Source organism: Ochrobactrum quorumnocens (assembly GCF_002278035.1).
Lineage (GTDB): Bacteria > Pseudomonadota > Alphaproteobacteria > Rhizobiales > Rhizobiaceae > Brucella > Brucella quorumnocens.
This window is the reverse complement of the sequence record NZ_CP022603.1, coordinates 628601-649936: the sequence shown is the minus strand read 5'-3', so window position 1 is coordinate 649936 and position 21336 is coordinate 628601. Positions and strand designations below refer to the sequence as shown.

Sequence of the window (21336 nt, the reverse complement as noted above, 5' to 3'; positions counted from 1 at the left end):
GTTTACTTGTTCTTCTCGAGCAGGAGTTGCACGAGCTGCTGATTGACCTCGCCAGTTGGCTCTTGCCCATGGGCCTTCTGAATTTCAGCGATGGCGTTGCGGGTCTTATTGCCCATCAGCCCGTCTGCTGTCCCTACATCATAGCCATTCTTCTGGAGGATGAGCTGGATGTTTCGAACGGCTTTCTTCATATCGACCGAGGCAGTTGTAACAGGCTTCTCATCGGACCAGCCCTCGGGCATATCGACTGAATTGGCTTCCTGATTAAGCGGCTTAGCCTTCCAGAGTTCAACGCTGCCCTTTGCACGTTCAAGCTGCTGGGGCTTCATTGCTTCGCCGATCTGGTCGCGCTTGTCGGCTGCATCCTTGTCGCCAGCTTTGGCCGCAAGCGCAAACCATTTATAGCTCTCTTCGAGATTAACCTGCATTCCAAGACCCTTGGCGGCTAGAATGCCGAGATTATACTGGCTATCCTTGACGCCGAGTTCTGCGGCTTCGGTAAACCAGCGCACGGCAGATGCATTGTCGGGTGTACCATTGGCGCCTGATGCAAAAAGCACAGCGAGATTATGCATAGCGCTGGCATTACCCTGCTTGGCTGCCTGCTGATACCAGTCGACCGCTTTGGTAAGGTCACGGGGCATGCCGAGCCCCTTCTCATTGAAATTGCCCATGCGATAGAGCGCTGGCGCAAAGCCATTTTGGGCCGACTGTTCATACCACTTTGCAGCTTCGGCCAGGTCTTCCTTAACGCCACGGCCTTCCATATAGCGATTGCCGATTTCAAACAGCGCACGAGAGTCACCGGTCATTGCTGCTTCACGCAATGCTGCGGGGCCAGCTTCAACAGGTACTTCGGTTACAGTAACTTCCGGTTCTTCAGCCGGTGTCGTATCGGCACTTGCCGGCTCTAGAGGTGCGGGAGCTGGCATTGGTGCATTCAGATTGCTTTCCTGTTGCGGCTTGGCAATCTCTGTCTCAGGCACAACCACTTCTGGCATTGGCTGCGCTTTAGGTGCAGGCAAAGCTTCATCTGCGGGAGCGATGGAAGCAGTCGTTTCTTTGTCGATTGCGGGGGCTTCTGTCTTTGCGGAAAGCTCTGCCTGTTGATTGGCTTCGAGGAAAGCCGAACCTGCCTGCAAGCCAGCAATTGCTAGCATCACAGCACCAATCGCCAGCAGAATAGGTTTGCGCTGACGATTGAAAAGATCGCTGATCGATCCCTTCTTCTTCTGCGAAGCTTTTTCAGATTGCTGTTCGAGCCTGGTAGATTCCTCTGCTGCCTGCTGAGCAGTACGACGTGCTACGCTGATCAGGTCGGCTTTGCTAGCTGCTTCAGCCTTCGTACCTTCTTGCTGACTGCGTTCTTCGCGCACCCGCTTCATGATCGTGTTGAGGTCAAGCACGCTGTCATTGTCGGGCTGAACTGAATCCAGAGACGCACTCAGTTCTGGTTCCAGCCGCGTCTTCGGTGTCAGCTTTGAGAGTTTCTCATCTGCGTTCTGCGCATCGACAACCGGCTTCGGATGGTTCTCGGCGGCCTGATTTGCCAAGGTCTTAGGAGCAAGGTTCGAAAACGCTTGCGGTGCGGCAGAGTAAGGGTTTGCGACCGGCTTGGCTTGTGAGTTTATCTGCGGGTGATGTGGTTGCGCATCGATCTGCTGTTCGAGGCTTGCAAGTCGATCAACGACTTTAACGAGTGTCTCGTGGACAGCCTCAAATGTCTTGCCGTTCCGCTCATCAGCATTACGGGCAAGCGCCTCAAGCGATTTCATATCGTTGGCGAGCTGTAGTGCAATCGCAGTGTCATGTTGCGAGCCATGCTTCAATACATGGGCAACAGCAGTTTCAGCGGCTTCGCGAGCTGCATCCAGAACCGTTTCGCGATTGTCTGAAATCGAACGCTCGATTGCATCAAGGCGTGGCTTGATTTCTGCAAATTCGGCTGAAGGCTTGGCCAGTTGACGCGCGAGATTTGCGATCTGGCTTTCGAGGCCGCGAATAGCTTCGCTTTCTGCAAGCGCGATTTCTTCCGCCTGAGGCGTTTGCAACAAGCTAAGCGATATATGTTGCGAAATATCGTCCAGACGACCTTCAAGCGTATGGAGCATGCCACCTTCGGCGTAATGGCTTGCATATTGCGCATCGAGGCGCTTGGTCAGTTCCTTGAACCGATTATCGACCTTTTCCAGAAGTACTGGATTTGGCTCAAGAGACCATTTTTCCGCAGAAGCGAGCTTTTGGTCAATTGCTTCCAAACGAGCATTGACGTTGTGGTAATCGGACTGGCTCAGGTTTTCCATAACCTTGCCAACCTGATGGGCAAGGAGATTGATTTGCAGTGCCAGCTGATCGATTGCCTGTTCAGGCAAACGCGATCCTTCGCTTAAGGCATCAATGCGCTGTGAAAGTTCACCGAGGCGGCGAAAGAGCGTGTCGGCATTTTGTTCAGCAACAGAGCTGTCGAGTTGCTGCGTTAGTTCATTAAGGCGACGTTCGATGCGTTGCAGACGAGGTGCTTCTTCGTGATCTGAGTTCTGATGGCGGTTGGCTGCGATTACGGCACGGCTGATTTCATCCAGACGGCTATCAATCTGGCGCAATACGCCGTCGTCAGAAAACGAGGTGTCCGGCGCTTGGCGCTGTTCCGCAAAACGTGGTGCAAAAGCCGGGGCTGGTCGCGTGTTATGCTGTTCGGCCTTATTCTGCTCATCGCTCAGACGGTGCAGATGCTCAGCAATTTCTGCGAGCCCTTCAATACGCCTATCGGTTTGCTGTGGCTCAATAGCGCGGGGACGAGGTGCCGCACTGCCAAGGTGACCTAAGCGCTTTTCCAATTCTGCCAATGTGTTGTGCAGCTCGTTCATAGCGCTCGACTTCGGTGCCGCAGGCGTATGGCGCTCACGCAGGGCGTTGAGTTCATCTATGATAGAGCGTGAACCGGATGCCTTATGAGTATTTGCCATGTGAAATTCACTTTTCCAAAAATAGAAGCTAGCCGAAAGCCGAATTCACGAACGAGTCGAAGCCATGATTGCTGAGGCTATATTCTTACAATCGTGGTAAATAAGTCGTTAAAATCTATTGCTGATTGCATAAAAACGGCCTCCTTTGGGGAGGCCGTTTTGGTGTTAAGTTTTGGAAAAGCTGGTATTATTCGGTTGCGAGCATTACACGTGGACGCAAAGTTAGGGCAAGGGCTAAGAAGACCAGGCAGGCAATCGTAACGAATACCGGCAGGCCGTGGGTCAAATATTGCTGAGCGATGCCGGCAAAGAGTGGTCCGATCAATGCGCCGACACCCCACATGAGGCCCATACTGGCATAAATGCCGACAAGTTGCGCGCCTTTGAACTGGCTCCCCACGACACTCAACATTATGGTATAAATACCAACGAAAGCACCACCCCACACAAACAGCAGCGTATAGGTGAGCCATGGCATAGTAAGAGCCCATGGCCAGACGGCTGCGCCTGCGGCTGAAAGGGCTGCGAGAATGATGAGCAGGCTCTGACGGCTCATTCGATCACCCAGAAAACCAATAGGAATTTGGAGGACGATTGCACCGAACATCATGACGGACATGAGCTGCGTTGCCTGATTTTCGTTCCAGCCGAGATCGACGGCATAGAGCGGCAGAAACGATAGGCCAGCCGATTCAATGGCAGCATTCAACACTGTTGCTGCGAGTGCGACGGGCGCAAGTGCCAAATAATGCAGCGGGCTTCCATGTGGTTTGTCGGTAATCGGCGGCGCGCTGACTTTTGGACTGGCAATCAACAGAGCCGCTACAATCGCAAGTGCAGAGCCGATCAGATAGGGCAGGAACCCACTTGATCCCACCAATGAAAGGATTAAAGGCCCAAGCGCAAACCCTAGTGACAGGGCAGCTGTGTAAATGCCCATCGTCTTGGAGCGATTTTCGTCCGTACTCAGCGAATTGAGCCAGGTTTCTGAAACGACGAATAATGTTTCTGATGCTGCTCCCAGCAATATGCGCAGTGGGAACCAAAGCCAAATCAGTGGTATTGCGGGAAATAGGCCGAGAAGCAGGGCCGCAGCGGCGAGGGCTACGATAACCAACAAGCGCATGCCGAGCAATGCACTAAGGCGCGGAAGCAAAAAGGCCATGCAAAGTACGCCGACCGCATGCATTGCGGCGTTGGCACCGATAATGGCTTCGCTGAACCCCATTTCATCGAGGTCGAGTGCAATGAGCGCGGCACTAAGACTATATGTCAGGCCGAATATCATTGCAGTACTTGTGACCGCAGTGCGGGAGAATACGACATTGGAAGGGGTTTGTTCAGTAGTCACAGCGATGATCCGAAGAGCTTGATATTAGAAATACTTAGATATCAAGCGGGACGAGCAATCAACTGGTTATGACAATTCTTTTCTGGTTGTACTTGAAGTGTTAAACCAGTTTTCGAGACGTTTAGTCATCGTGACGAAACAAAGAGGAATGCCGAATGAATCCGCCCGCCTATTCGACTTTCGCGCGTACGCCGTCTGTTGAGGAGTATTTGCATCTTCGCGCGGTGGCCGGATTAAGCCCGTTTTCGAAAGAGGCGGCAATACAAGGACTTAAAGGCACTGCTTTTGCCGTTGTGATTGTGCACGAGGATAAAGCGATTGGAATGGGGCGGTTGATTGGAGACGGAGGCTGCTTTTTTCAGGTGGTAGATATTGCAGTCGATCCACAACATCAGGGGCGAGGTCTTGGTAAGGCGATTATGGACGCCATTATGCAACATGTGAATGCGGAGCTTCCTGATTCAGCCTATGTGAGCCTGATCGCCGATGTGCCAGCTAACAAGCTTTATGAAAAATTCGGCTTTCAGGAAACTGCACCAAGATCGCTTGGGATGGCATATCGGGTAAAGAAAACGGCTTAGATGCTGCCGATGGTCTATAAATTACAGCCTTTCTGTTAGTGCAAACTTTCTAAATTATCTGTAACTTTCAGTAGCATGTTGCTGATGTTACGCTGGATTTGCGTTCCGACTTCTGGGTAGGGGCATCGGTTCGCAGTCGCTCCAGCAGCCCTCGCTGCGGAGCGACTTTTGTTAGTGGTTGCTGCACTAACCATTTGCAACTGCAACAAACTGTCATTTTTGTTTTTCACGATCGTATTTATTTATGGGGTGCACCCTGTTTGCAGGAAGGCACCCGTATCGCGCACCCCAAGCCCCCCGCCCAAATGCGCGATGCGGGCCTTTGTATTTGATGAGGCTGCTATCTCTTCAGTTGCTTGCAAGTTTAGCTATAATCATACAGAATTAGTATGATTATATACTTGCTCATTTGATTTGCTTTATTCAAACAATACTGTTATCAAGCCGCCTCTTGGGAGGATTAAACCGCCTGCGCGCGCTCAGTCGCTGCCGGGCGGTTTTCCATTTCAGGTCGCTTCGAAAGCTGTTTAGCACTTTTCAAGCTGCGCATTTAAGATGCGTGTCGTAGCCAAGTTCTTGGGCTCGCATATCAGCTATGCATATTTGCATCTTGTAATCATCATGGTTGCTGCCTATTTTTGGGATGTTCAGTTTCACTCCTCCTCCCAGAAACTGAACTCGAAGCGCGGCACTCCTCCTCCCAGTCGCGCTTTCCAGATCAGCCCGCTTCGCACTCCTCCTCCCAGCGAAGCGGGCTTTCTTGTCTTCAGCGCCGAATTTGGTTTTTATAATTTCACCACAGCTGGTGATCTGTTTTCACGCGCGCTTCTCCAGCATTTTTCAATTTGGCACAGCACTTATTATGCAGTCGCCGCTTGTTTAATCGTTATTGAATTCAGCTCGAAAGTTGAAACCGTAGCCCGCTGATTGTCGGGCTTTAAGCAAAGTGATCCTGATTGCGCCCGTAAGAAATGTCCCGGAAAAACACATAAGTCATTGAAATATAACAATCCACTATAAAAAAGGGTAGCTAAAAACGATAGATGGTCGCTAAGCTTTGACCAAAAATAATCGGGGCAAAAAAATAAGCCCGCAAGGCTGTGAACTTATGAAATTCTTTTTGGGGAAGGATGGCAGATCAACCAGCTGGAATTGAGTTGCTAGAAAAATGCATCTCGGGAATAAAACGATGTAGCCTTCGGGGTTACCTTCGAGCCGAACCGCTACAGCGTGCCTGCATCATTTGCAAACCGACCCGTCAGCCTGCGGATATATCCCGAGCGCCTGGTCGTTGCGGCCGAGGGAAAAATTCTGTGTGAACACGCGCGGGTCATCGAGCGCAGCCACAGGCTACCCCGGACAATCTATGATTGGCGACATTACCTGACGGTCATCCAGCGCAAGCCCGGTGCCCTGCGCAATGGTGCTCCCTTCCTGGAATTGCCGTTTGCCTTTCGAACTACAGGACCAGATGCTTCGCCGCCCGGTGGTGATCGTGAGATGGCCGATATCCTTGCCCTCGTCCTTCATCACGACGAACAGGTTGTCGTGAGGGCTGTAGAACTGGCTTTGGATCAAGGCGTGGCAACCAAAACGCATGTGCTGAATCTTCTGCACCGTCTGATCGACGGCAAGACGAACGACGCTCCCGACGTCGATACGCCACAGGCATTGACCTTGCTGCGTGAACCCAAGGCCAATGTAGAACGCTACGATGGCTTGCGCGTCCGGATCGCGGGAGGTCGCCATGCGTCATGATCCTGCCAGCGCCGCCGTCGTCATCATGCTCCGTAGCCTGAAGATGTATGGCATGGCGCAAGCCGTCACAGACTTGATCGAGCAAGGTGCTCCAGCTTTTGACGCAGCCGTGCCGATCCTGTCCCAGTTGTTGAAAGCCGAGATGGCCGAGCGCGAGGTCCGCGCCATCGCCTATCATATGAAGGCTGCACGCTTCCCTGCCTACAAGGACATCTCTGGATACGACTTTGCCGCCAGCGAGATCAACGAAGCGACGGTGCGCCAGTTGCACAGATGCGAGTTCATTGACGGAGCGCAGAATATTGTGCTCGTCGGCGGACCGGGCACAGGCAAAACCCACGTGGCGACGGCCCTTGGCGTCCAGGCTATCGAACATCACCGTCGAAAGGTCCGCTTCTTCTCAACCATCGAATTGGTCAACGCACTTGAGCAGGAGAAGGCCAAAGGCAAGGCAGGCCAGATTGCTGAGACCCTGGTCCGCCTTGATCTGCTGATCCTTGATGAGCTCGGATATCTGCCATTCAGTGCATCAGGTGGCGCTCTTTTATTCCATCTGCTCAGCAAACTTTACGAGCGCACGAGCGTCATAATCACAACCAATCTTAGCTTCAGTGAATGGGCAAGCGTGTTTGGCGACGCCAAAATGACGACTGCATTGCTCGACAGGCTCACCCATCACTGCCACATCCTAGAAACTGGAAATGACAGCTTCAGGTTCAAAAACAGTTCCGCTCAGGAACCAAAACGAGCAAAGGAATACACGAAACTTGACCGTGAATAAAAACCCGAACATTAATTAAAAGGCGGGTCAATTCTCGGCTCTGACTCATATTTGCTGTTGTTGGTATGCAGACTCTGGCTGGTTCACTGGAGGGATCAGCAATGCAACATCGATTTCAACGCACGGGTCTCGCGCCGGACGGTTTTTTGGTAGATTCAGTGCAGGTCGCCGGCGAGAGCGTGCAAATCCTGTTACGATCACGTTCTCCCTCAGGGCTTTACCCCAATTGTGGGCGGTCGAGCCGCCGCGTTCAAAGCCGATATCAGAGAAGGCCAGCGGATTTGCCCCTTTGTGGTCGGCGAGTGGAGCTGACGATCGTGGCGCGTCGGTTCTGGTGTGATGCCGTTTTATGTGGGCGGCGCATCTTCTGCGAACAGTTCGATGACGGTGTTCTGGCACGCTATGGTCGGCGAACCCAACGTCTGGAAACAATTGTCCACCACCTCGGTCTCGCGCTTGGCGGCAGGCCTGGGGCGGCCTTTGCCGAGCGCCTGATGGTACCGGTAAGCAACGACACGTTGCTACGGGTGGTTCGCCGCCGCACGGCTGATCAGAACGATGAGCTAACGGTCATCGGCATCGACGATTTTGCCTTCCGACGCGGCCAGACATATGGAACGATCATTTGCGATCTGAAGCGTCGGCGGCCAGTCACCCTTCTGCCGGATCGTGCGTTGGATACGTCTCGAGCATGGCTTGCCGGACACCAGTCAATATCGATTGTCGCCCGCGATCGGGGCGGTGGCTATGGTGAGGCCATCGCGAAAGCTTTACCTGACGCTGAACAGATCGCCGATCGATGGCACCTTATGGAAAACTCGAGCCGGGCGTTTCTGGATGCGGTTGGCAAGTCGATGCGCCAAATCAGGCAAGCGGTCGGCAGCAACCTCGTTGATCCCAAGCTTCTAACTTACGCGGAAAGGCTACAGTATGAAGGATATCTGCGCCGCCAGGAGACCAAGGAGGCGATACAAGGATTGGCCAAAAAGGGAATATCAATTCGGCAGATTGTCCGGCAAACCGGTCATAGTCGAAAACTGGTTCGCGATGTCCTGCGTGGTCAACGCCTCGATGTATTCCGAACGAAGCCGAGTTCGCTGGATAACTGGCTGCCATGGCTTAACAACCGTTGGGAAGAAGGGGCGCGAAACGCCTTGGCGCTGTGGCGCGAGATGAAAGCAAAAGGCTTCCCAGGGCAGAGTGGTGTGGTCTCGCAATGGGCACAACGTCGACGTTTGGCTGAGAAGGCAGGCCAGAGCGGACTTGCGCGCACGCCATCGTCGCGGGTTATTGCTCGACTTATGACCGCCGCACGCGATGACCTGGCAAAATCCGAGGCTATCCTTGTTGCGGCAATCGAAGTGAACGTTCCGGAGCTGGTTGCTGCCCGCAAGGCCATTGGGGACTTTCAATCTATGATCCGTTCAAAGTCAGCGGCGAAACTTGATGGCTGGCTAGAAACCGCCAGGGACAGTCTGATTGGGTCCTTTGTAGGCGGCGTTGAGAAGGACCTCGATGCAGTCCGAAACGCTATTGTCTCTCCTTGGTCGAACGGGCAAACAGAAGGCCAAATTACCCGCCTGAAACTGAGCAAACGCCAGATGTACGGGCGCGCAAAACTCGACCTTCTGCAAGCACGGCTGATTGGGACATCATAGGGCTTCTACTTCAGCAAATCTGCGTCAGAGCCCAAAAATAACCCAGCTTTCGTTGCTGCAGCGCAGCTTTCCAAAAAAATCGCCGATCTGATGCGCAATCGCGACCCGGTCGGATTTGATACGTGGCTCGAACAGGCAAAAGGAAGCCTGTTGGCTTCATTCGCCTCTGGACTTCAGCGCGACGGAGATTCAATTCGAGCAGCATTTGAAGAAATCTGGAGCACTGGCCCGGTGGAGGGACAAATCAATAAACTCAAGCTCATCAAAGGCGTATGTATGGGCGGGCCAAACAAGATCTGCTGCGACAGATGGTACTCGCCCAATAACCAAAGCACGATGACGACACAAAGATTGGCGCGCCGCTAACTGCACCAAATGTGCGCAAGAACCTGAAACAACTGTCCGGGAATTACTGAAACACGCACTTATGCGGCTGTTCGTATTGCTGATTGGATTTTCAGGGGTGGGAAAACTGCGCTATTCGGCAGCAACTGCCACCAACTAAATGGTTCTCTGTTCGATGGCGCTTGCTTTTTTGTCTTATATTGTCTTAGGCAATGACAGGGAGCCCGCCAATGTCCCAAACCGTTACCGGATCAGTCACTCTTCGAGTTCCTGAAGTTGTATTGTCGGGTATTGATATCATTGCAGACGCTACCGAACGCTCCAGAAGCTACATCATTTTAAGAGCGCTCAGAACATACCTGTTGAATGAGGGCCGATATTTTGTCTTCAATCAAAGGGCGGAATCATATTGCTGCTGGAGAATCCGAGGATATTGACAGTATTTTATCGCTGTTTTGGATCGGATTATCGCTGGGAAGGCTGGATGGCCCCGGTAAAATTCCAAGCTTGCAACAGATTATGTTCTTAGAGACGGCGCGTAACTGTTCAATCGAATCCTAGAGTTTAAATGTTCATATATCTTTCGAAAACACCTTGCCTTGCTCGAAAAATGTGCTATTAAAGTAGCACAAACTGGAGTTAATTGGATGAGCAACACTGCAAAGATTCGCCGTCAGGGTGGTGCGACCGTATTTAGCATTCCTCCCGCGCTTTTGAAGATGCTTGGCGTCGAAGTCGGCGCAGAGTTGACCTTGGTTGTCAATAATGGGTCTCTTGTGGCGACCCCGAAACAGGGGAAGAAAAGATACACGATGGCTGAGATGCTAGAAGGAGCCAATGAATTAGTAGCGCTCAATAAAGAAGCCGCATCCTGGAATGTTAGTGCGCCCGTCGGTAACGAAGTGTTCTGATGGTTCGGAGTAACATTCCAAAGCGTGGTGACGTCTTTCTCGTCGACCTTAATCCTGTTGTAGGCAATGAAATGAGGGATGCTCATCGCTGTGTCGTAATCACGCCTCATGAAATCAATATGGTCGGCATGTGCCTTACGGTTCCCATTACAACGGGCGGCGCATTCACCCGCAAAGTCGGTCTTGCCGTTAATATCTCAGGACACAAAACGACTGGTGTGGCTCTCTGCAATCAGGTGAGAGCACTCGACATCTTGGAGCGGATGAAGCAAAAGACTGCCAAGCATATCGACACGTTGGACGCCTCCACCACTGACGAAATTGTTGCCAGAGTGGTCAGCATGATCGACCCTGCTTAGGCGTCAAACACATGTTGCCGCTTAATTCATCCTCAATACCGACCGTTTGCTACTCCATATAAGCAAATGGATATTAGACCGTCATCCTGATGGAGTCTGGTGGCAGTTGCTGCCGAATAGCGAGAACCTGGCTATTGGAGCCGAACAAAGAGCTATTGATGCCCAATGAAAAGGTTGGATTGACGATTTCCTGTGCCACTGGAAAACCGTTGCCCAATGGCGCTTCGTAGTCGCTCCTTCACTGTCGGTTTGGCTGAGAGTTTATCCCTGTGGGAACCCGCCGCGTAACGATTGTTAAAAATTGTCTGGTGACTGCCAATCAACATTGTAGATACCACGCGCCGCGAGAATACGGTCGGTTGTTTGGATTGGGCGCACACTGATGAGTTCCCATGCCAGCCATCCATCTTCAAAATTAGAAGCGCAAGCCGCTTCCGTATCTGAAAGCGTGAACGGACGAACAGCTTTCACCTTAGGCTCAGGACTCATTCCCTGCCGAGCCAGAATATAACGGCTGCTGCGAGATCTATTGCTGCGCGGAACACGATCGGGCAGCGATCATAACGGGCGGCAATTCTTCGCCAGTCTTTCAGTCTGCCAAACATGATTTCGATACGATTGCGCCGCTTGTATCGACGTTTGTCATACTTGATATCCTTCTTGCGGTTTTGCGCCCCGGGATGCGGCTTTATCTCTTTGTCTTTTAACTGTTTTCTGAACCAGTCAGCATCATAGCCTCTGTCAGCAAGAAGCCAGTCGACCTCTGGTAGCGTCGCGATTAAGGCTGCAGCTCCGGTATAGTCGCTGATTTGTCCTGTCGTGATGTGTAACCTGATGGGGCGACCCTGTGCATCGGTGACGGCGTGCAATTTGGTATTCATGCCACCCTTCGCCCGACCGATCAGTCGTCCATCGCCCCCTTTTTTAACCGTAGGCTTGAAGCCGTGCGGTGAGCTTTCAAATAGGTCGCATCCATCATGACAGTCTTTCCAACCGACGATTTGGAAGACAGACCTTCTAATATCTGAGCAAATATCCTCTTGTGACACCAACGGTTCCAACGATTATAGAGCGTTTTACAGGACCCGTATTCCCGAGGAGCATCACACCACCGTAACCCATTGCGAAGAATGAAGATAATTCCACTCAAGACACGCCTATCATCAACGCGTGGACGTCCATGGCTCTAGGGAAAAAAGAGACGAAGGCGTGCCATTTGTCCTTCACTCAGCCAGTAAAGATTACTCATCGATCAGTCTGCTCAAGCGAAACTGAATCAGTTCATAACTCTAAAATCAATGGGTCCTGAGCCTAACCCAGAGTCGCTATCGCCATCGCTCAGGATTTTTCGGCCAGTATTGCCGCTTACGGTATTGTTCCCAGTTATAACTGCTTTTCCATTCATCGGACGAATTCGCGGGATGGACAAATCAAACGCAGCGAAATGACCATGCCAGGCTGCAGGAGGACAAACCAAGGCGGCATTTACATTTCCTGAAAAACAGCGGTGCACGAATAAGTGTAATTTTTGACGTTTACGGAAACGTCAAAGTGCGCTAGTTTTGCCCTAGATTTGGACTCTGCCTTTCAAAAAATGGGAAAGTAGATATCCGAAAGTGGTAAAAATGGCTGGTTTTTTGAGTTTTAGAACCCATTTTTGTCAGCAAGGACATGCTGTCATGCATTCGAGTACTTGATGTGACAGACATGCCAAACACAGGTGGGAGCCTGTTCCGCTTCATGCGGGACTGAGCGGGTTATTGATTTGGAGGATTTCGATGCCGAGCTATCGCGCGCCAGTTGAGGATACAAATTTCGTTCTCAATGACGTTCTGAATTACCAGCGTTATAACAATCTGCCGGGCTTTGCCGATGCGACGCCTGATGTCGTCGAGGCAATCCTGTCTGAAGGCGCAAAGCTTGCCGAAGGCACGCTGTTTCCGGTCAATCATTCCGGTGACCAGGAAGGTTGCGTTCGTGCATCCGATGGTTCGGTGAAGACGCCGAAGGGTTTCAAGCAAGCCTATGACCAGTATCGCGAGGGCGGCTGGCTTGGTCTTGCCGTGCCCGAGCAATATGGCGGGCAGGGGCTTCCTTATCTGCTGCATACGGCGGTCGGCGAATATATGTCGTCGGCCAATATGGCGCTCACCATGTATCCGGGCCTGACGCAGGGCGCGATTGCCGCGATCCTCACCCATGGCACCGATGAGCAGAAGGACACCTATCTGCCAAAGATGGTGGAAGGCACATGGACCGGCACGATGAACCTGACCGAGCCGCATTGCGGCACGGATCTGGGTTTGCTGCGTTCGACGGCGATACCGCAAAAAGACGGTTCCTATAAAATTTCCGGCCAGAAGATTTTCATCTCGGCTGGTGAGCATGACATGTCGGAAAACATCATCCATCTGGTGCTTGCCCGTATTGACGGCGCACCGGAAGGCGTGAAGGGCATTTCGCTGTTTATCGTGCCTAAGTTCATTCTGGATGCCGATGGCAATCCGGGCGAGCGCAATGGCGTTTCCTGCGGTTCCATCGAAGAAAAGATGGGCATTCACGGCAACTCCACCTGCGTCATGAATTATGATGACGCGGCCGGTTATCTGATTGGTGAGGCGCATAAGGGCCTGCGCGCCATGTTCACCATGATGAATGAAGCGCGTCTGGGTGTGGCGCTTCAGGGGCTTTCGATCGCCGAAACCGCTTACCAGAATGCCGCGATCTATGCGCGTGAGCGTATTCAGGGCCGAGCCCTTTCTGGTGCCGCTGCTCCTGACAAGAAGGCCGATCCGATCATCGTGCATCCGGATATCCGCCGCAACCTGATGAATATCCGCGCTTATAATGAAGCCGGGCGTGCGCTGATCCTCTGGACCGCACTTAATTCCGATATTGCGCATCGTGCGGGTGACGAAGCAGAACGTCAGGCGGCTGACGATCTCGTTGGTCTGCTCACACCAGTGCTGAAAGGTGTTCTGACCGATAAGGGTTTTGAACATGCTGTCATGGCACAGCAGGTGTTCGGCGGTCACGGCTATATCGAAGAACATGGCATGAGCCAGTATGTGCGCGATGCGCGTATTGCCATGATCTATGAAGGTGCCAACGGCATTCAGGCGCTTGATCTGGTTGGTCGTAAGCTGGCGCTGAATGGTGGGCGTGCGATCACTGCTTTCTTCAAGGAAGTGGGAGAATTCTGTGAAGTCAATCGCGAGAATGAAAAACTCTCCTTCTTCACCAAGCATTTGAAGAAGGGTGTCAACGACCTTCAGGCCGCGACCATGTGGCTGATGCAGAACGCGATGGCAAAGCCGGATAATGCCGGTGCTGCATCGAATGATTACATGCATCTCTTTGGTCTGGTGGCGCTTGGTTACATGTGGGCGCGCATGGCAAAAGTTGCGGAAGAAAAGCTCGCATCGGGTGAAGGCAACAAGGACTATCTTGAAGCCAAGCTGATTACTGCGCGCTATTATTTCGAGCGGATCATGCCGGAAAGTGTCGCCCATCTTGCCCGTATCCAATCGGGTGCGGATAGCATGATGGCACTCAACGCCGACGCATTCTGATTAAGAATCCGGGCTAATTTTGAGATTAGGCTAAGTTTTCGAACTTAGCGGGAAGGAGATAAAATGGCTGAGGCTTATATTTACGATCACGTGCGCACCCCGCGCGGACGTGGCAAGAAGGACGGCAGTCTACATGAAGTGCCTGCCGTTCGTCTGGGCGCGAAGGTTCTGGAATCCTTGCGCGACCGTAACGGCATCGATACGGCCAAGGTTGACGACATCATATTCGGCTGTGTTGATCCAGTCGGTGAAGCAGGTGCTGTCATTCCGCGTTCATCAGCTTTTGAAGCCGGTTACGATTTCAAAGCGCCGGGTATTCAGATTTCGCGCTTCTGTGCGTCGGGGCTGGATGCGGTCAATCTCGCCGCTGCAAAAGTGGCGTTTGGTTCCGACGATTTGGTGATCGCGGGTGGCGTTGAAAGCATGTCACGCGTTGGCATGGGTATGTCGGGGGGAGCCTGGTACATGGACCCATCGGTCGGCTTTCCGGGCTATTTCATGCCGCAGGGCGTTTCCGCCGATCTGATTGCCACGAAATACGGCTTCTCGCGTGATGACGTTGATGCCTATGCCGTTGAAAGCCAGAAGCGCGCCGCAAAGTCGTGGGAAAAGGGCTATTTCAAGAATTCGGTCATTCCGATCAAGGATCAGAACGGCCTAACCATTCTCAACCATGACGAGCATATGCGTCCAGGCACTGATATGCAGGCGCTCGGCCAGTTGAACCCATCCTTCGTGATGCCTGGTGAAATGGGCGGCTTCAATGCTGTTGGCATTCAGGCGCATCCAGAAGTCGAAACCATCAATCATGTTCACCATGCCGGTAACTCGTCTGGTATTGTTGATGGTGCAGCAGGCGTTCTCGTTGGCTCGAAGAAGGCTGGCAAAGCCTTTGATATCAAGCCGCGTGCGCGTATCCGTGCGTTTGCCAATATCGGTTCTGAACCAGCCCTCATGCTGACTGGCCCGGTCGATGTGACGGAAAAGCTTCTCAAGCAGGCCAAGATGAAAATCTCGGATATCGATCTGTTTGAGTTGAACGAAGCCTTTGCTGCCGTGGTTCTGCGTTACATGCAGGCCTTTGACATTCCGCACGACAAGATCAACGTCAATGGCGGCGCGATTGCACTGGGCCATCCGCTCGGTGCGACTGGCGCGATGATCCTCGGCACGGTGCTGGATGAGCTGGAACGCCGCGACCTTAATATCGCACTGGTCACTTTGTGCATCGGTGCGGGCATGGGTACAGCAACGATCATCGAGCGCGTTTAGAGCGTTTTTGATCTGATAAATCAGATCACGCTCTAATTTTTTAGCCTAGCGCGCATCTTATCCGAAAACCGCTTTGCACTTTTCGGGATGCGCTTTGAGGAGGTTTAAACAATGGCTTATGTAAATTTCAAAGTTGAAACCGACGCTGATGGCATTGCTCTCGTCACATGGGACATGCCTGAAAAGTCGATGAATGTTTTCACCGTCGATGCGATGCAGGAATTGAGCGCCATCATCGACACGACGACGAGCGACGACAAGGTCAAGGGCGTTGTTATTACGTCTGGCAAGGAAACGTTCTCCGGTGGTGCGGACCTGACCATGCTGGAAGGCATGTTCAAAGAGTTTCAGAAGCAGAAGGCCAAGGATCATCAGGCCGCTGTTCAGTCGCTGTTTGATAATGTTGGCCGTATGGGTGGGTTGTTCCGCAAGCTGGAAACCTCTGGCAAGCCATGGGTTTCCGCAATTAACGGTACCTGCATGGGCGGCGCGTTTGAAATGTCGCTCGCTTGCCATGCGCGTGTTGCATCCGATGCGCCGGGCGTGAAAATGGGTTTGCCGGAAGTAAAAGTCGGTTTGTTTCCGGGGGCCGGTGGTACGCAGCGCGTTCCGCGCCTTGCCAACCAGCAGGACGCTTTGCAGATGATGACGACTGGCTCAAGCCTGACGGCGCAGCGCGCCAAGGCGATGGGTCTTGTTACCGAAGTAGCACCTGCCAAGAAGCTCGTTGAAACCGCCAAGAAGCTCATCAAGGGTGGCCTCAAGCCAGTTCAGCCATGGGATGAAAAAGGCTTTAAGCTGCCGGGTGGTGCGATTTATTCGGCCGCTGGTGCAAATCTCTGGCCTGCGGCAACCGCCATTCTGCGCCGCGAAACCTCCGGCAATTATCCGGCAGCACTCGCTATCCTGAAATCGGTTTATGAAGGCCTTCTGGTGCCTTTCGACACCGGTCTGAAGATCGAGCAGCGCTATTTCACCGAAATTCTCCAGACGACCGAAGCGGGCATGATGATCCGCTCGCTTTTCGTGTCGTTGCAGGAGTTGAACAAAGGCGCACGTCGCCCCGTCGATGAAAAGCCAACCAGGTTCAAGAAGATCGGCGTGATCGGCGCTGGCTTTATGGGCGCTGGCATTGCCTATGTGACGGCAAAAGCTGGCATTCCGGTTGTGCTGATCGACCGCGATCAGGAATCTGCCGACAAGGGCAAAGCCCATGCCGCAGATCTAATTACCAAGGAAATGCAGAAGGGCCGCGCTACGGAAGCCGACAAGGAAAAGCTTCTATCGCTCATCACAGCAACGCCTGACTATGCTTTGCTCGAAGGCGCTGATCTGGTGATCGAAGCCGTGTTCGAGGACCGTGAAGTCAAGCGGGTGGCAACTGAGAAGGCCGAGGAAGTTCTCAAGACCTCTGTGGTTTTCGCTTCCAACACCTCGACCTTGCCTATCACTGGCCTTGCCAAAGTCTCCAAGCGTCCGAAGAACTTCATCGGCATTCATTTCTTCTCGCCAGTTGATAAGATGATGCTGGTGGAAGTGATCCTCGGCAAGAAGACGTCCGAGAAAGCTCTAGCTGTAGCGCTCGATTATGTCCGCGCAATCAAGAAGACGCCGATTGTCGTCAACGACACACGCGGTTTCTACGTCAATCGTTGCGTGTTGCGTTATATGTCGGAAGCCTACAACATGCTTGTTGAGGGTGTGCCTGCTGCAATGATCGAAAATGCCGCCCGTATGGCCGGTATGCCGGTTGGTCCGCTTGCGCTCAACGATGAAACGGCAATCGATCTTTCGCAGAAGATCCTCAAGGCAACATTGGCTGATCTTGGCGAGAAGGCTGTCGATCCGCGCCATGTGGAACTGGTGGACAAACTCGTTAACGAGTTTGACCGTAAGGGCCGCAAGAATGGCAAGGGCTTTTATGAATATCCGGCGAAGCCTGCCAAGAAGCACCTCTGGGCCGGTCTGAAAGACCTCTATCCACAGCAGAATCCGGATAAAATTGACGTGAAGGAGCTGAAAGAGCGCTTCCTCGTGACGATTGCTCTGGAAGCTGCACGCGTGATGGAAGAAAGCATTGTCACCGATCCGCGTGAAGCGGACGTCGGTTCTATTCTGGCCTTCGGCTTTGCGCCTTATACCGGCGGTACGCTTTCCTATATCGATGGCATGGGCGCGAAGAAATTCGTCAAACTTGCCAAGGAGTTGCAGCGCAAATACGGCCAACAGTTCAAGGCACCCAAGCTGCTTGTTGACATGGCCGATAATGGCGAAAGCTTCTATCAACGTTTCAACCCATATAAGGGCCAAGCGAAGAAAGCAGCCTGATCGGGCATTGAGCTAAAATATTACAAAACGCGCGGCATCGTTATGTCGCGCGTTTTTTTGTTTGCGAATAAGAAAATTTTCCCCGTAATATCGCAGATCTTGCGTAAAATAGGGATTTCGGGTAGGTTGGGTACAATATATGATAGGTGTTTAGGTTTAAAATCCTCTTTGGCGGGTCATAGCAATGTTTTCTCATGATAGCGTCTGGGCTGCGATAGATGCATTGGCAGAACGCAGTTCGTTAAGTGCGTCCGGCCTCGCACGTCGCGCTGGGCTGGATCCAACGACCTTCAACAAGTCGAAGCGTTATGCCTCTGATGGACGCGCGCGCTGGCCATCGACTGAATCGCTTGCCAAGGTCATGGAAGCAACCGGCGCAACGTTTGACGAGTTTACCCGGTTGATCCGCGGTGAAATCGGAACCCCCAACTATGGCGATTATTTGCAGGAGCCGAGTGCTATTCCGTTGCTTGGTATGGCAGAAGCAGGGACGGGGGGCTTTTTCGATGATGCCGGGTTCCCTGCCGGACAGGGGTGGGATGTTGTGCAGTTTCCTGCGGCGCCAACTGATAATGTCTATGCGCTGGAAGTTTCAGGTGACTCCATGTTGCCACTCTATCGCGACGGCGATACGTTGGTCGTGGCACCCAATGCACCGGTTCGCCGAGGTGATCGTGTGGTCGTTCGTACCAAAGACGGAGAGGTTATGGCTAAAATCCTGCATCGCCAGACACCGCGCACAATTGAATTGCATTCCTTTAATCCTGAATTTCCAAATCGTTCCTTTGAGACAAAAGATGTCGAGTGGATTGCCCGTATTTTGTGGGCGAGCCAGTAATGGCTAAACCGCAGAGTAAGAGCCATGCCCGTATTGTTTTCGGTGGTTTTGCTGGGCTAACCGGGGCGATTCTTGTGGCGGCTTTTGTCGCGCCGTTCTATGGCGCGCTTGATCGTCCGGTAACGGTTGTCGAAAGCGGAGAGGGCAAGAATCAGCCTGAAACTGCAGCCGGCAATGGAATTGTGGTTGAGCAGTTCGATTACAATGAGCCGGGGACAGGTGCTGGAACAGATCAATCGCCATCGGAGGATGTTACGCACACGCCAGAGACAACACCGGACGGTGAAGGTCAGAACACGAATAGCCAGACAGACCAGAATCCGCATGAGCGTGAACCTGCCCGTCCGCCTTTGAGCGATCTTGGGCTTGCATCAACGCCGAAGCCCCCAGAACCTCCGGCACCGAGCGCGCCGGTCGATGAGGGCGAGCCGATGCAGTTGCTGCAGCGACCGGTTGCTTTGGCTGCAGGAAAACTCGAAAGTCAGGGTCGTATCGTTGACCTGCAAGGCATCGAGACTGTGCCGCTTGAGCAGACCTGTCAATCAACATCGGGTGAAACCTGGCCTTGTGGGATGCAGGCACGAACTGCCTTCCGCCAATGGCTGCGTTCGCGCGCAATTATGTGCCGTCTGCCACAAAACGACAGCGGAGCGGCTGTTGCAACACAATGCAGTGTCGGCAATGATGATGCAGCACTCTGGCTTGCGGCGAACGGTTGGGCGAAAGCTACGCCCGGTGGCGCCTATGTAGAGGCCGGACTGAAGGCAGAAGAGGCAAAGCTTGGCGTGTATGGTGATAAGCCAGATACATCACTGCCCAACCTTGGTTCCGATATCGGAGGTCCGCTGCAAAATCCTTCGCCTCTGGCTTCGGAAATTGAACCGCAGCCATCTTCACCATCGCCCCAACAAGGGGAGTTTCCGCCGGCCCCGACACCTATGGTGCCAGCACCCGCAAATTAAAGCATATCTCCCAAAAGTGGGAACCGGTTTTCGGAACAAGATGTGCGTAAAAACAAATAGATAGAGCATCTCCGACGTTTCATCTTAAACAGGAAATGCTCTAAGTGTGCTCCGCAGGTTAACGAGCGGCTTTATTCAGCCGTTCGTTCCTGATTCTGGCGTGATAAGCCGTCGCGCGGCAGCGTTATGACCACGAGACAGGAGATAATTAGTGCCACGCCCAGCCAACCCATCGGGGCGAGGCGTTCTCCTACAATGACAACGGCCAGCAGTGCGGCGACTACGGGTTCTATCAGGGTGATCGTCGTTGCCATGCTTGCTGAAATTCGCGCAAGGCCCATACCAAAGCAAAGATAACCGATGAACATCGGCACTATGGCCATGTAGAGACCGACGGCTGCATTATTCCATGAAGCTACAAAGGGTGCACCGGTCATAAGCAAAACCGGCATCAGCAACAGTCCGCCAATTCCAAATGTTGCCCCCATTGCGACGGAGGATTGTATTCCGCGTAACATAAGGCCGCGTGCGGTCCAGGAATAAAGAGCGTAGGTCAGGCCTCCAAGAAGGCCGAGGCAGATACCGATCAGAACCGAGCTGCCTGTCTGGGTGCCGTTATGCATGGAGCCTTCCGCGATGCATAGCAGGATCATTCCAATCAGGCCGATAAGTGCACCCCACAGCCATTGCTTTGATAAGCGCGCACCATCAAACAGATATTCGATGAGAGCCGAGAGCAGCGGCGCGGAACCGATGGTCACAACCGTTCCGATGGTAACACCTGCCATCCGCATGGAGGCGTAAAATGCAAGTGGATAGATAGCGACCGCCAGCCCACCCAGAACCAGATTGCGCCAGTGTTTTGAGAGATGCGGCAGGGTGCGCAGTATTCCACGCCCGGCAAGCGAGGCTTGCAACAATCCGCCGATCCCCATTGCGGCAGCGCCGATAGCAACAGCACTGACTTCGGGTGCAAAAGTCGCGGCTGTGCCAGTAGTTCCCCAGACAATGGCTGAAACGAGAACGGCCGCAACACCGATTGTAGATTCACGGGATGAATTGCTCACAGAAGCTCCATCAAGTCATACGCCATTGCGCGCGCGACCTGAACATACTCGCTATTGCCTTCAAGCCCCGCTCGCGACATCGCTCCCTCCAGTAGAAAAGCCATGTGCCTGGCGAGTGCCGTGGCACGAGCAGGGTCATGTGGCCAAAGTTCTGTCAGATGGGTAGCAAGCACCGCTTCGACTTCGCGCTTGTGATGCTTTACAGCCTGTCGCCCAATATCATCGGCAGAGAGTTCAGCGGCCGCATTCAACAAGCCGCAACCGCGAAAACCACGCTCATATTCATGCTCAGCGTGATCTTGATAAGCATCAAAGACCGCAAGAACCCTATCTGCAGGCGTGGGCGCATGTTGCAGCCGCACCTGATAGAGGTCCAACCACTCGGCATGACGTGCTTCGAGATATTGATTTACCAGATCAGCCTTTGAAGCGAAGTTGTTATAGAGGCTCTTCTTGGCGACGCCCGCTTTTTCAACAATGGCATCAATGCCCGTGCCACCAATTCCATTATTGTAAAACAGAACGGCAGCGGCTTTGAGCAGCTTGTCGCGCGCACTTTCTGCTGGCGGAGGTTTCCCGGTATCCAT

At 52.9% G+C, this 21336-nt stretch carries 18 protein-coding genes and 2 pseudogenes; 14 read left to right on the top strand and 6 right to left on the bottom strand.

From position 1 onward, the window contains the following. Nucleotides 1–2: 2 nt before the first annotated feature. Together CES85_RS03150 and CES85_RS03145 are read right to left on the bottom strand one after the other, a co-directional pair. Complete coding sequence (locus CES85_RS03150) at nucleotides 3–2966, bottom strand: peptidoglycan-binding protein (protein ID WP_095444602.1); 2964 nt, start codon at nucleotides 2964–2966, stop codon at nucleotides 3–5. 187 nt (nucleotides 2967–3153) lie between these two features. Continuing rightward, nucleotides 3154–4317 carry an MFS transporter gene (locus CES85_RS03145; RefSeq protein ID WP_167388240.1) on the bottom strand — a complete coding sequence of 388 codons (1164 nt, stop codon included), beginning with the start codon at nucleotides 4315–4317 and terminating at the stop codon, nucleotides 3154–3156. Nucleotides 4318–4472: 155 nt separating this feature from the next. Between CES85_RS03145 and CES85_RS03140 the strand changes: the two genes are divergently transcribed. The 9 genes and pseudogenes from CES85_RS03140 (at nucleotide 4473) to mazF (ending at nucleotide 10710) form a co-directional block, all read left to right on the top strand. Next, the gene (locus CES85_RS03140; RefSeq protein ID WP_095444600.1) at nucleotides 4473–4898 is read left to right on the top strand and encodes a GNAT family N-acetyltransferase; all 426 of its coding nucleotides are present in this window, start codon (nucleotides 4473–4475) and stop codon (nucleotides 4896–4898) included. A 555-nt stretch (nucleotides 4899–5453) separates the two neighbouring features. After that, the gene (locus CES85_RS03135) at nucleotides 5454–5825 is read left to right on the top strand and encodes a hypothetical protein (RefSeq protein ID WP_095444599.1); all 372 of its coding nucleotides are present in this window, start codon (nucleotides 5454–5456) and stop codon (nucleotides 5823–5825) included. A 276-nt stretch (nucleotides 5826–6101) separates the two neighbouring features. Then, nucleotides 6102–6656, top strand: a pseudogene (locus CES85_RS03130) (Mu transposase domain-containing protein); the annotation flags it as partial. Next, nucleotides 6646–7437: an IS21-like element helper ATPase IstB gene (istB, locus tag CES85_RS03125; RefSeq protein ID WP_095444598.1), complete on the top strand. Its 792-nt coding sequence runs from the start codon at nucleotides 6646–6648 to the stop codon at nucleotides 7435–7437. The pseudogene CES85_RS03130 and the gene istB, both read left to right, overlap by 11 nt. Nucleotides 7438–7538: 101 nt before the next feature. Then, nucleotides 7539–9095 carry an ISL3 family transposase gene (locus CES85_RS03120; RefSeq protein ID WP_095444597.1) on the top strand — a complete coding sequence of 519 codons (1557 nt, stop codon included), beginning with the start codon at nucleotides 7539–7541 and terminating at the stop codon, nucleotides 9093–9095. Nucleotides 9096–9185: 90 nt separating this feature from the next. Then, nucleotides 9186–9461, top strand: a complete 276-nt coding sequence (locus tag CES85_RS03115; protein WP_095444596.1) for a transposase — start codon at nucleotides 9186–9188, stop codon at nucleotides 9459–9461. 191 nt (nucleotides 9462–9652) lie between these two features. Further along, entirely contained in the window at nucleotides 9653–9877 is a 225-nt protein-coding gene (locus CES85_RS28215) for a CopG family ribbon-helix-helix protein (protein ID WP_095444595.1), read from the top strand. Nucleotides 9878–10087: 210 nt separating this feature from the next. Next, nucleotides 10088–10351: an AbrB/MazE/SpoVT family DNA-binding domain-containing protein gene (locus CES85_RS03105; RefSeq protein WP_095444594.1), complete on the top strand. Its 264-nt coding sequence runs from the start codon at nucleotides 10088–10090 to the stop codon at nucleotides 10349–10351. Continuing rightward, nucleotides 10351–10710 (top strand): type II toxin-antitoxin system toxin MazF, encoded by a 360-nt coding sequence (gene mazF / locus CES85_RS03100; RefSeq protein ID WP_095444593.1) that lies wholly within the window; start codon nucleotides 10351–10353, stop codon nucleotides 10708–10710. Before CES85_RS03105 ends, mazF begins: the two co-directional genes overlap by 1 nt. A gap of 294 nt (nucleotides 10711–11004) precedes the next feature. Here mazF and CES85_RS03095 read toward each other — a convergent pair whose 3' ends face one another. Then, nucleotides 11005–11199 (bottom strand): hypothetical protein, encoded by a 195-nt coding sequence (locus CES85_RS03095; protein WP_095444592.1) that lies wholly within the window; start codon nucleotides 11197–11199, stop codon nucleotides 11005–11007. Beyond that, a pseudogene (locus CES85_RS03090) lies at nucleotides 11196–11959 on the bottom strand (IS5 family transposase). Before CES85_RS03090 ends, CES85_RS03095 begins: the two are co-directional and overlap by 4 nt. A 529-nt stretch (nucleotides 11960–12488) precedes the next feature. Between CES85_RS03090 and CES85_RS03085 the strand changes: the two are divergent. The 5 genes from CES85_RS03085 (at nucleotide 12489) to CES85_RS03065 (ending at nucleotide 19682) form a co-directional block, all read left to right on the top strand. Then, entirely contained in the window at nucleotides 12489–14282 is a 1794-nt protein-coding gene (locus tag CES85_RS03085; protein ID WP_095444591.1) for an acyl-CoA dehydrogenase C-terminal domain-containing protein, read from the top strand. A 63-nt stretch (nucleotides 14283–14345) separates the two neighbouring features. Continuing rightward, nucleotides 14346–15554, top strand: coding sequence for an acetyl-CoA C-acetyltransferase (locus CES85_RS03080; RefSeq protein ID WP_095444590.1), 1209 nt, complete (start codon nucleotides 14346–14348; stop codon nucleotides 15552–15554). A gap of 111 nt (nucleotides 15555–15665) precedes the next feature. Then, a complete protein-coding gene (locus CES85_RS03075; RefSeq protein WP_095444589.1) occupies nucleotides 15666–17882 on the top strand; it encodes an FAD-dependent oxidoreductase in 2217 nt (738 codons plus the stop codon). A 184-nt stretch (nucleotides 17883–18066) separates the two neighbouring features. Then, complete coding sequence (locus CES85_RS03070) at nucleotides 18067–18720, top strand: S24 family peptidase (protein ID WP_095444588.1); 654 nt, start codon at nucleotides 18067–18069, stop codon at nucleotides 18718–18720. Continuing rightward, nucleotides 18720–19682: a thermonuclease family protein gene (locus CES85_RS03065; RefSeq protein ID WP_095444587.1), complete on the top strand. Its 963-nt coding sequence runs from the start codon at nucleotides 18720–18722 to the stop codon at nucleotides 19680–19682. Before CES85_RS03070 ends, CES85_RS03065 begins: the two co-directional genes overlap by 1 nt. Nucleotides 19683–19813: 131 nt before the next feature. On the opposite strand, the gene CES85_RS03060 is transcribed toward CES85_RS03065, so the two are convergent. Both CES85_RS03060 and CES85_RS03055 read right to left on the bottom strand, forming a co-directional pair. Next, on the bottom strand, nucleotides 19814–20749 hold the full coding sequence (locus CES85_RS03060) for a DMT family transporter (RefSeq protein ID WP_095444586.1): 936 nt from the start codon (nucleotides 20747–20749) through the stop codon (nucleotides 19814–19816). Continuing rightward, the gene (locus tag CES85_RS03055; RefSeq protein ID WP_095444585.1) at nucleotides 20746–21336 is read right to left on the bottom strand and encodes a TetR/AcrR family transcriptional regulator; all 591 of its coding nucleotides are present in this window, start codon (nucleotides 21334–21336) and stop codon (nucleotides 20746–20748) included. The genes CES85_RS03060 and CES85_RS03055 overlap by 4 nt, the downstream gene beginning before the upstream one ends.

Bases quoted from the DNA above. Each gene is read 5' to 3' on its own strand.
- CES85_RS03150 (WP_095444602.1), bottom strand. From the start codon at position 2,966: ATGGCAAATACTCATAAGGCATCCGGTTCACGCTCTATCATAGATGAA.
- CES85_RS03140 (WP_095444600.1), top strand. From the start codon at position 4,473: ATGAATCCGCCCGCCTATTCGACTTTCGCGCGTACGCCGTCTGTTGAG.
- CES85_RS03135 (WP_095444599.1), top strand. From the start codon at position 5,454: ATGCGTGTCGTAGCCAAGTTCTTGGGCTCGCATATCAGCTATGCATAT.
- istB (WP_095444598.1), top strand. From the start codon at position 6,646: ATGCGTCATGATCCTGCCAGCGCCGCCGTCGTCATCATGCTCCGTAGC.
- CES85_RS03120 (WP_095444597.1), top strand. From the start codon at position 7,539: ATGCAACATCGATTTCAACGCACGGGTCTCGCGCCGGACGGTTTTTTG.
- CES85_RS03115 (WP_095444596.1), top strand. From the start codon at position 9,186: ATGCGCAATCGCGACCCGGTCGGATTTGATACGTGGCTCGAACAGGCA.
- CES85_RS28215 (WP_095444595.1), top strand. From the start codon at position 9,653: ATGACAGGGAGCCCGCCAATGTCCCAAACCGTTACCGGATCAGTCACT.
- CES85_RS03105 (WP_095444594.1), top strand. From the start codon at position 10,088: ATGAGCAACACTGCAAAGATTCGCCGTCAGGGTGGTGCGACCGTATTT.
- mazF (WP_095444593.1), top strand. From the start codon at position 10,351: ATGGTTCGGAGTAACATTCCAAAGCGTGGTGACGTCTTTCTCGTCGAC.
- CES85_RS03095 (WP_095444592.1), bottom strand. From the start codon at position 11,199: ATGAGTCCTGAGCCTAAGGTGAAAGCTGTTCGTCCGTTCACGCTTTCA.
- CES85_RS03085 (WP_095444591.1), top strand. From the start codon at position 12,489: ATGCCGAGCTATCGCGCGCCAGTTGAGGATACAAATTTCGTTCTCAAT.
- CES85_RS03080 (WP_095444590.1), top strand. From the start codon at position 14,346: ATGGCTGAGGCTTATATTTACGATCACGTGCGCACCCCGCGCGGACGT.
- CES85_RS03075 (WP_095444589.1), top strand. From the start codon at position 15,666: ATGGCTTATGTAAATTTCAAAGTTGAAACCGACGCTGATGGCATTGCT.
- CES85_RS03070 (WP_095444588.1), top strand. From the start codon at position 18,067: ATGTTTTCTCATGATAGCGTCTGGGCTGCGATAGATGCATTGGCAGAA.
- CES85_RS03065 (WP_095444587.1), top strand. From the start codon at position 18,720: ATGGCTAAACCGCAGAGTAAGAGCCATGCCCGTATTGTTTTCGGTGGT.
- CES85_RS03055 (WP_095444585.1), bottom strand. From the start codon at position 21,336: ATGGATACCGGGAAACCTCCGCCAGCAGAAAGTGCGCGCGACAAGCTG.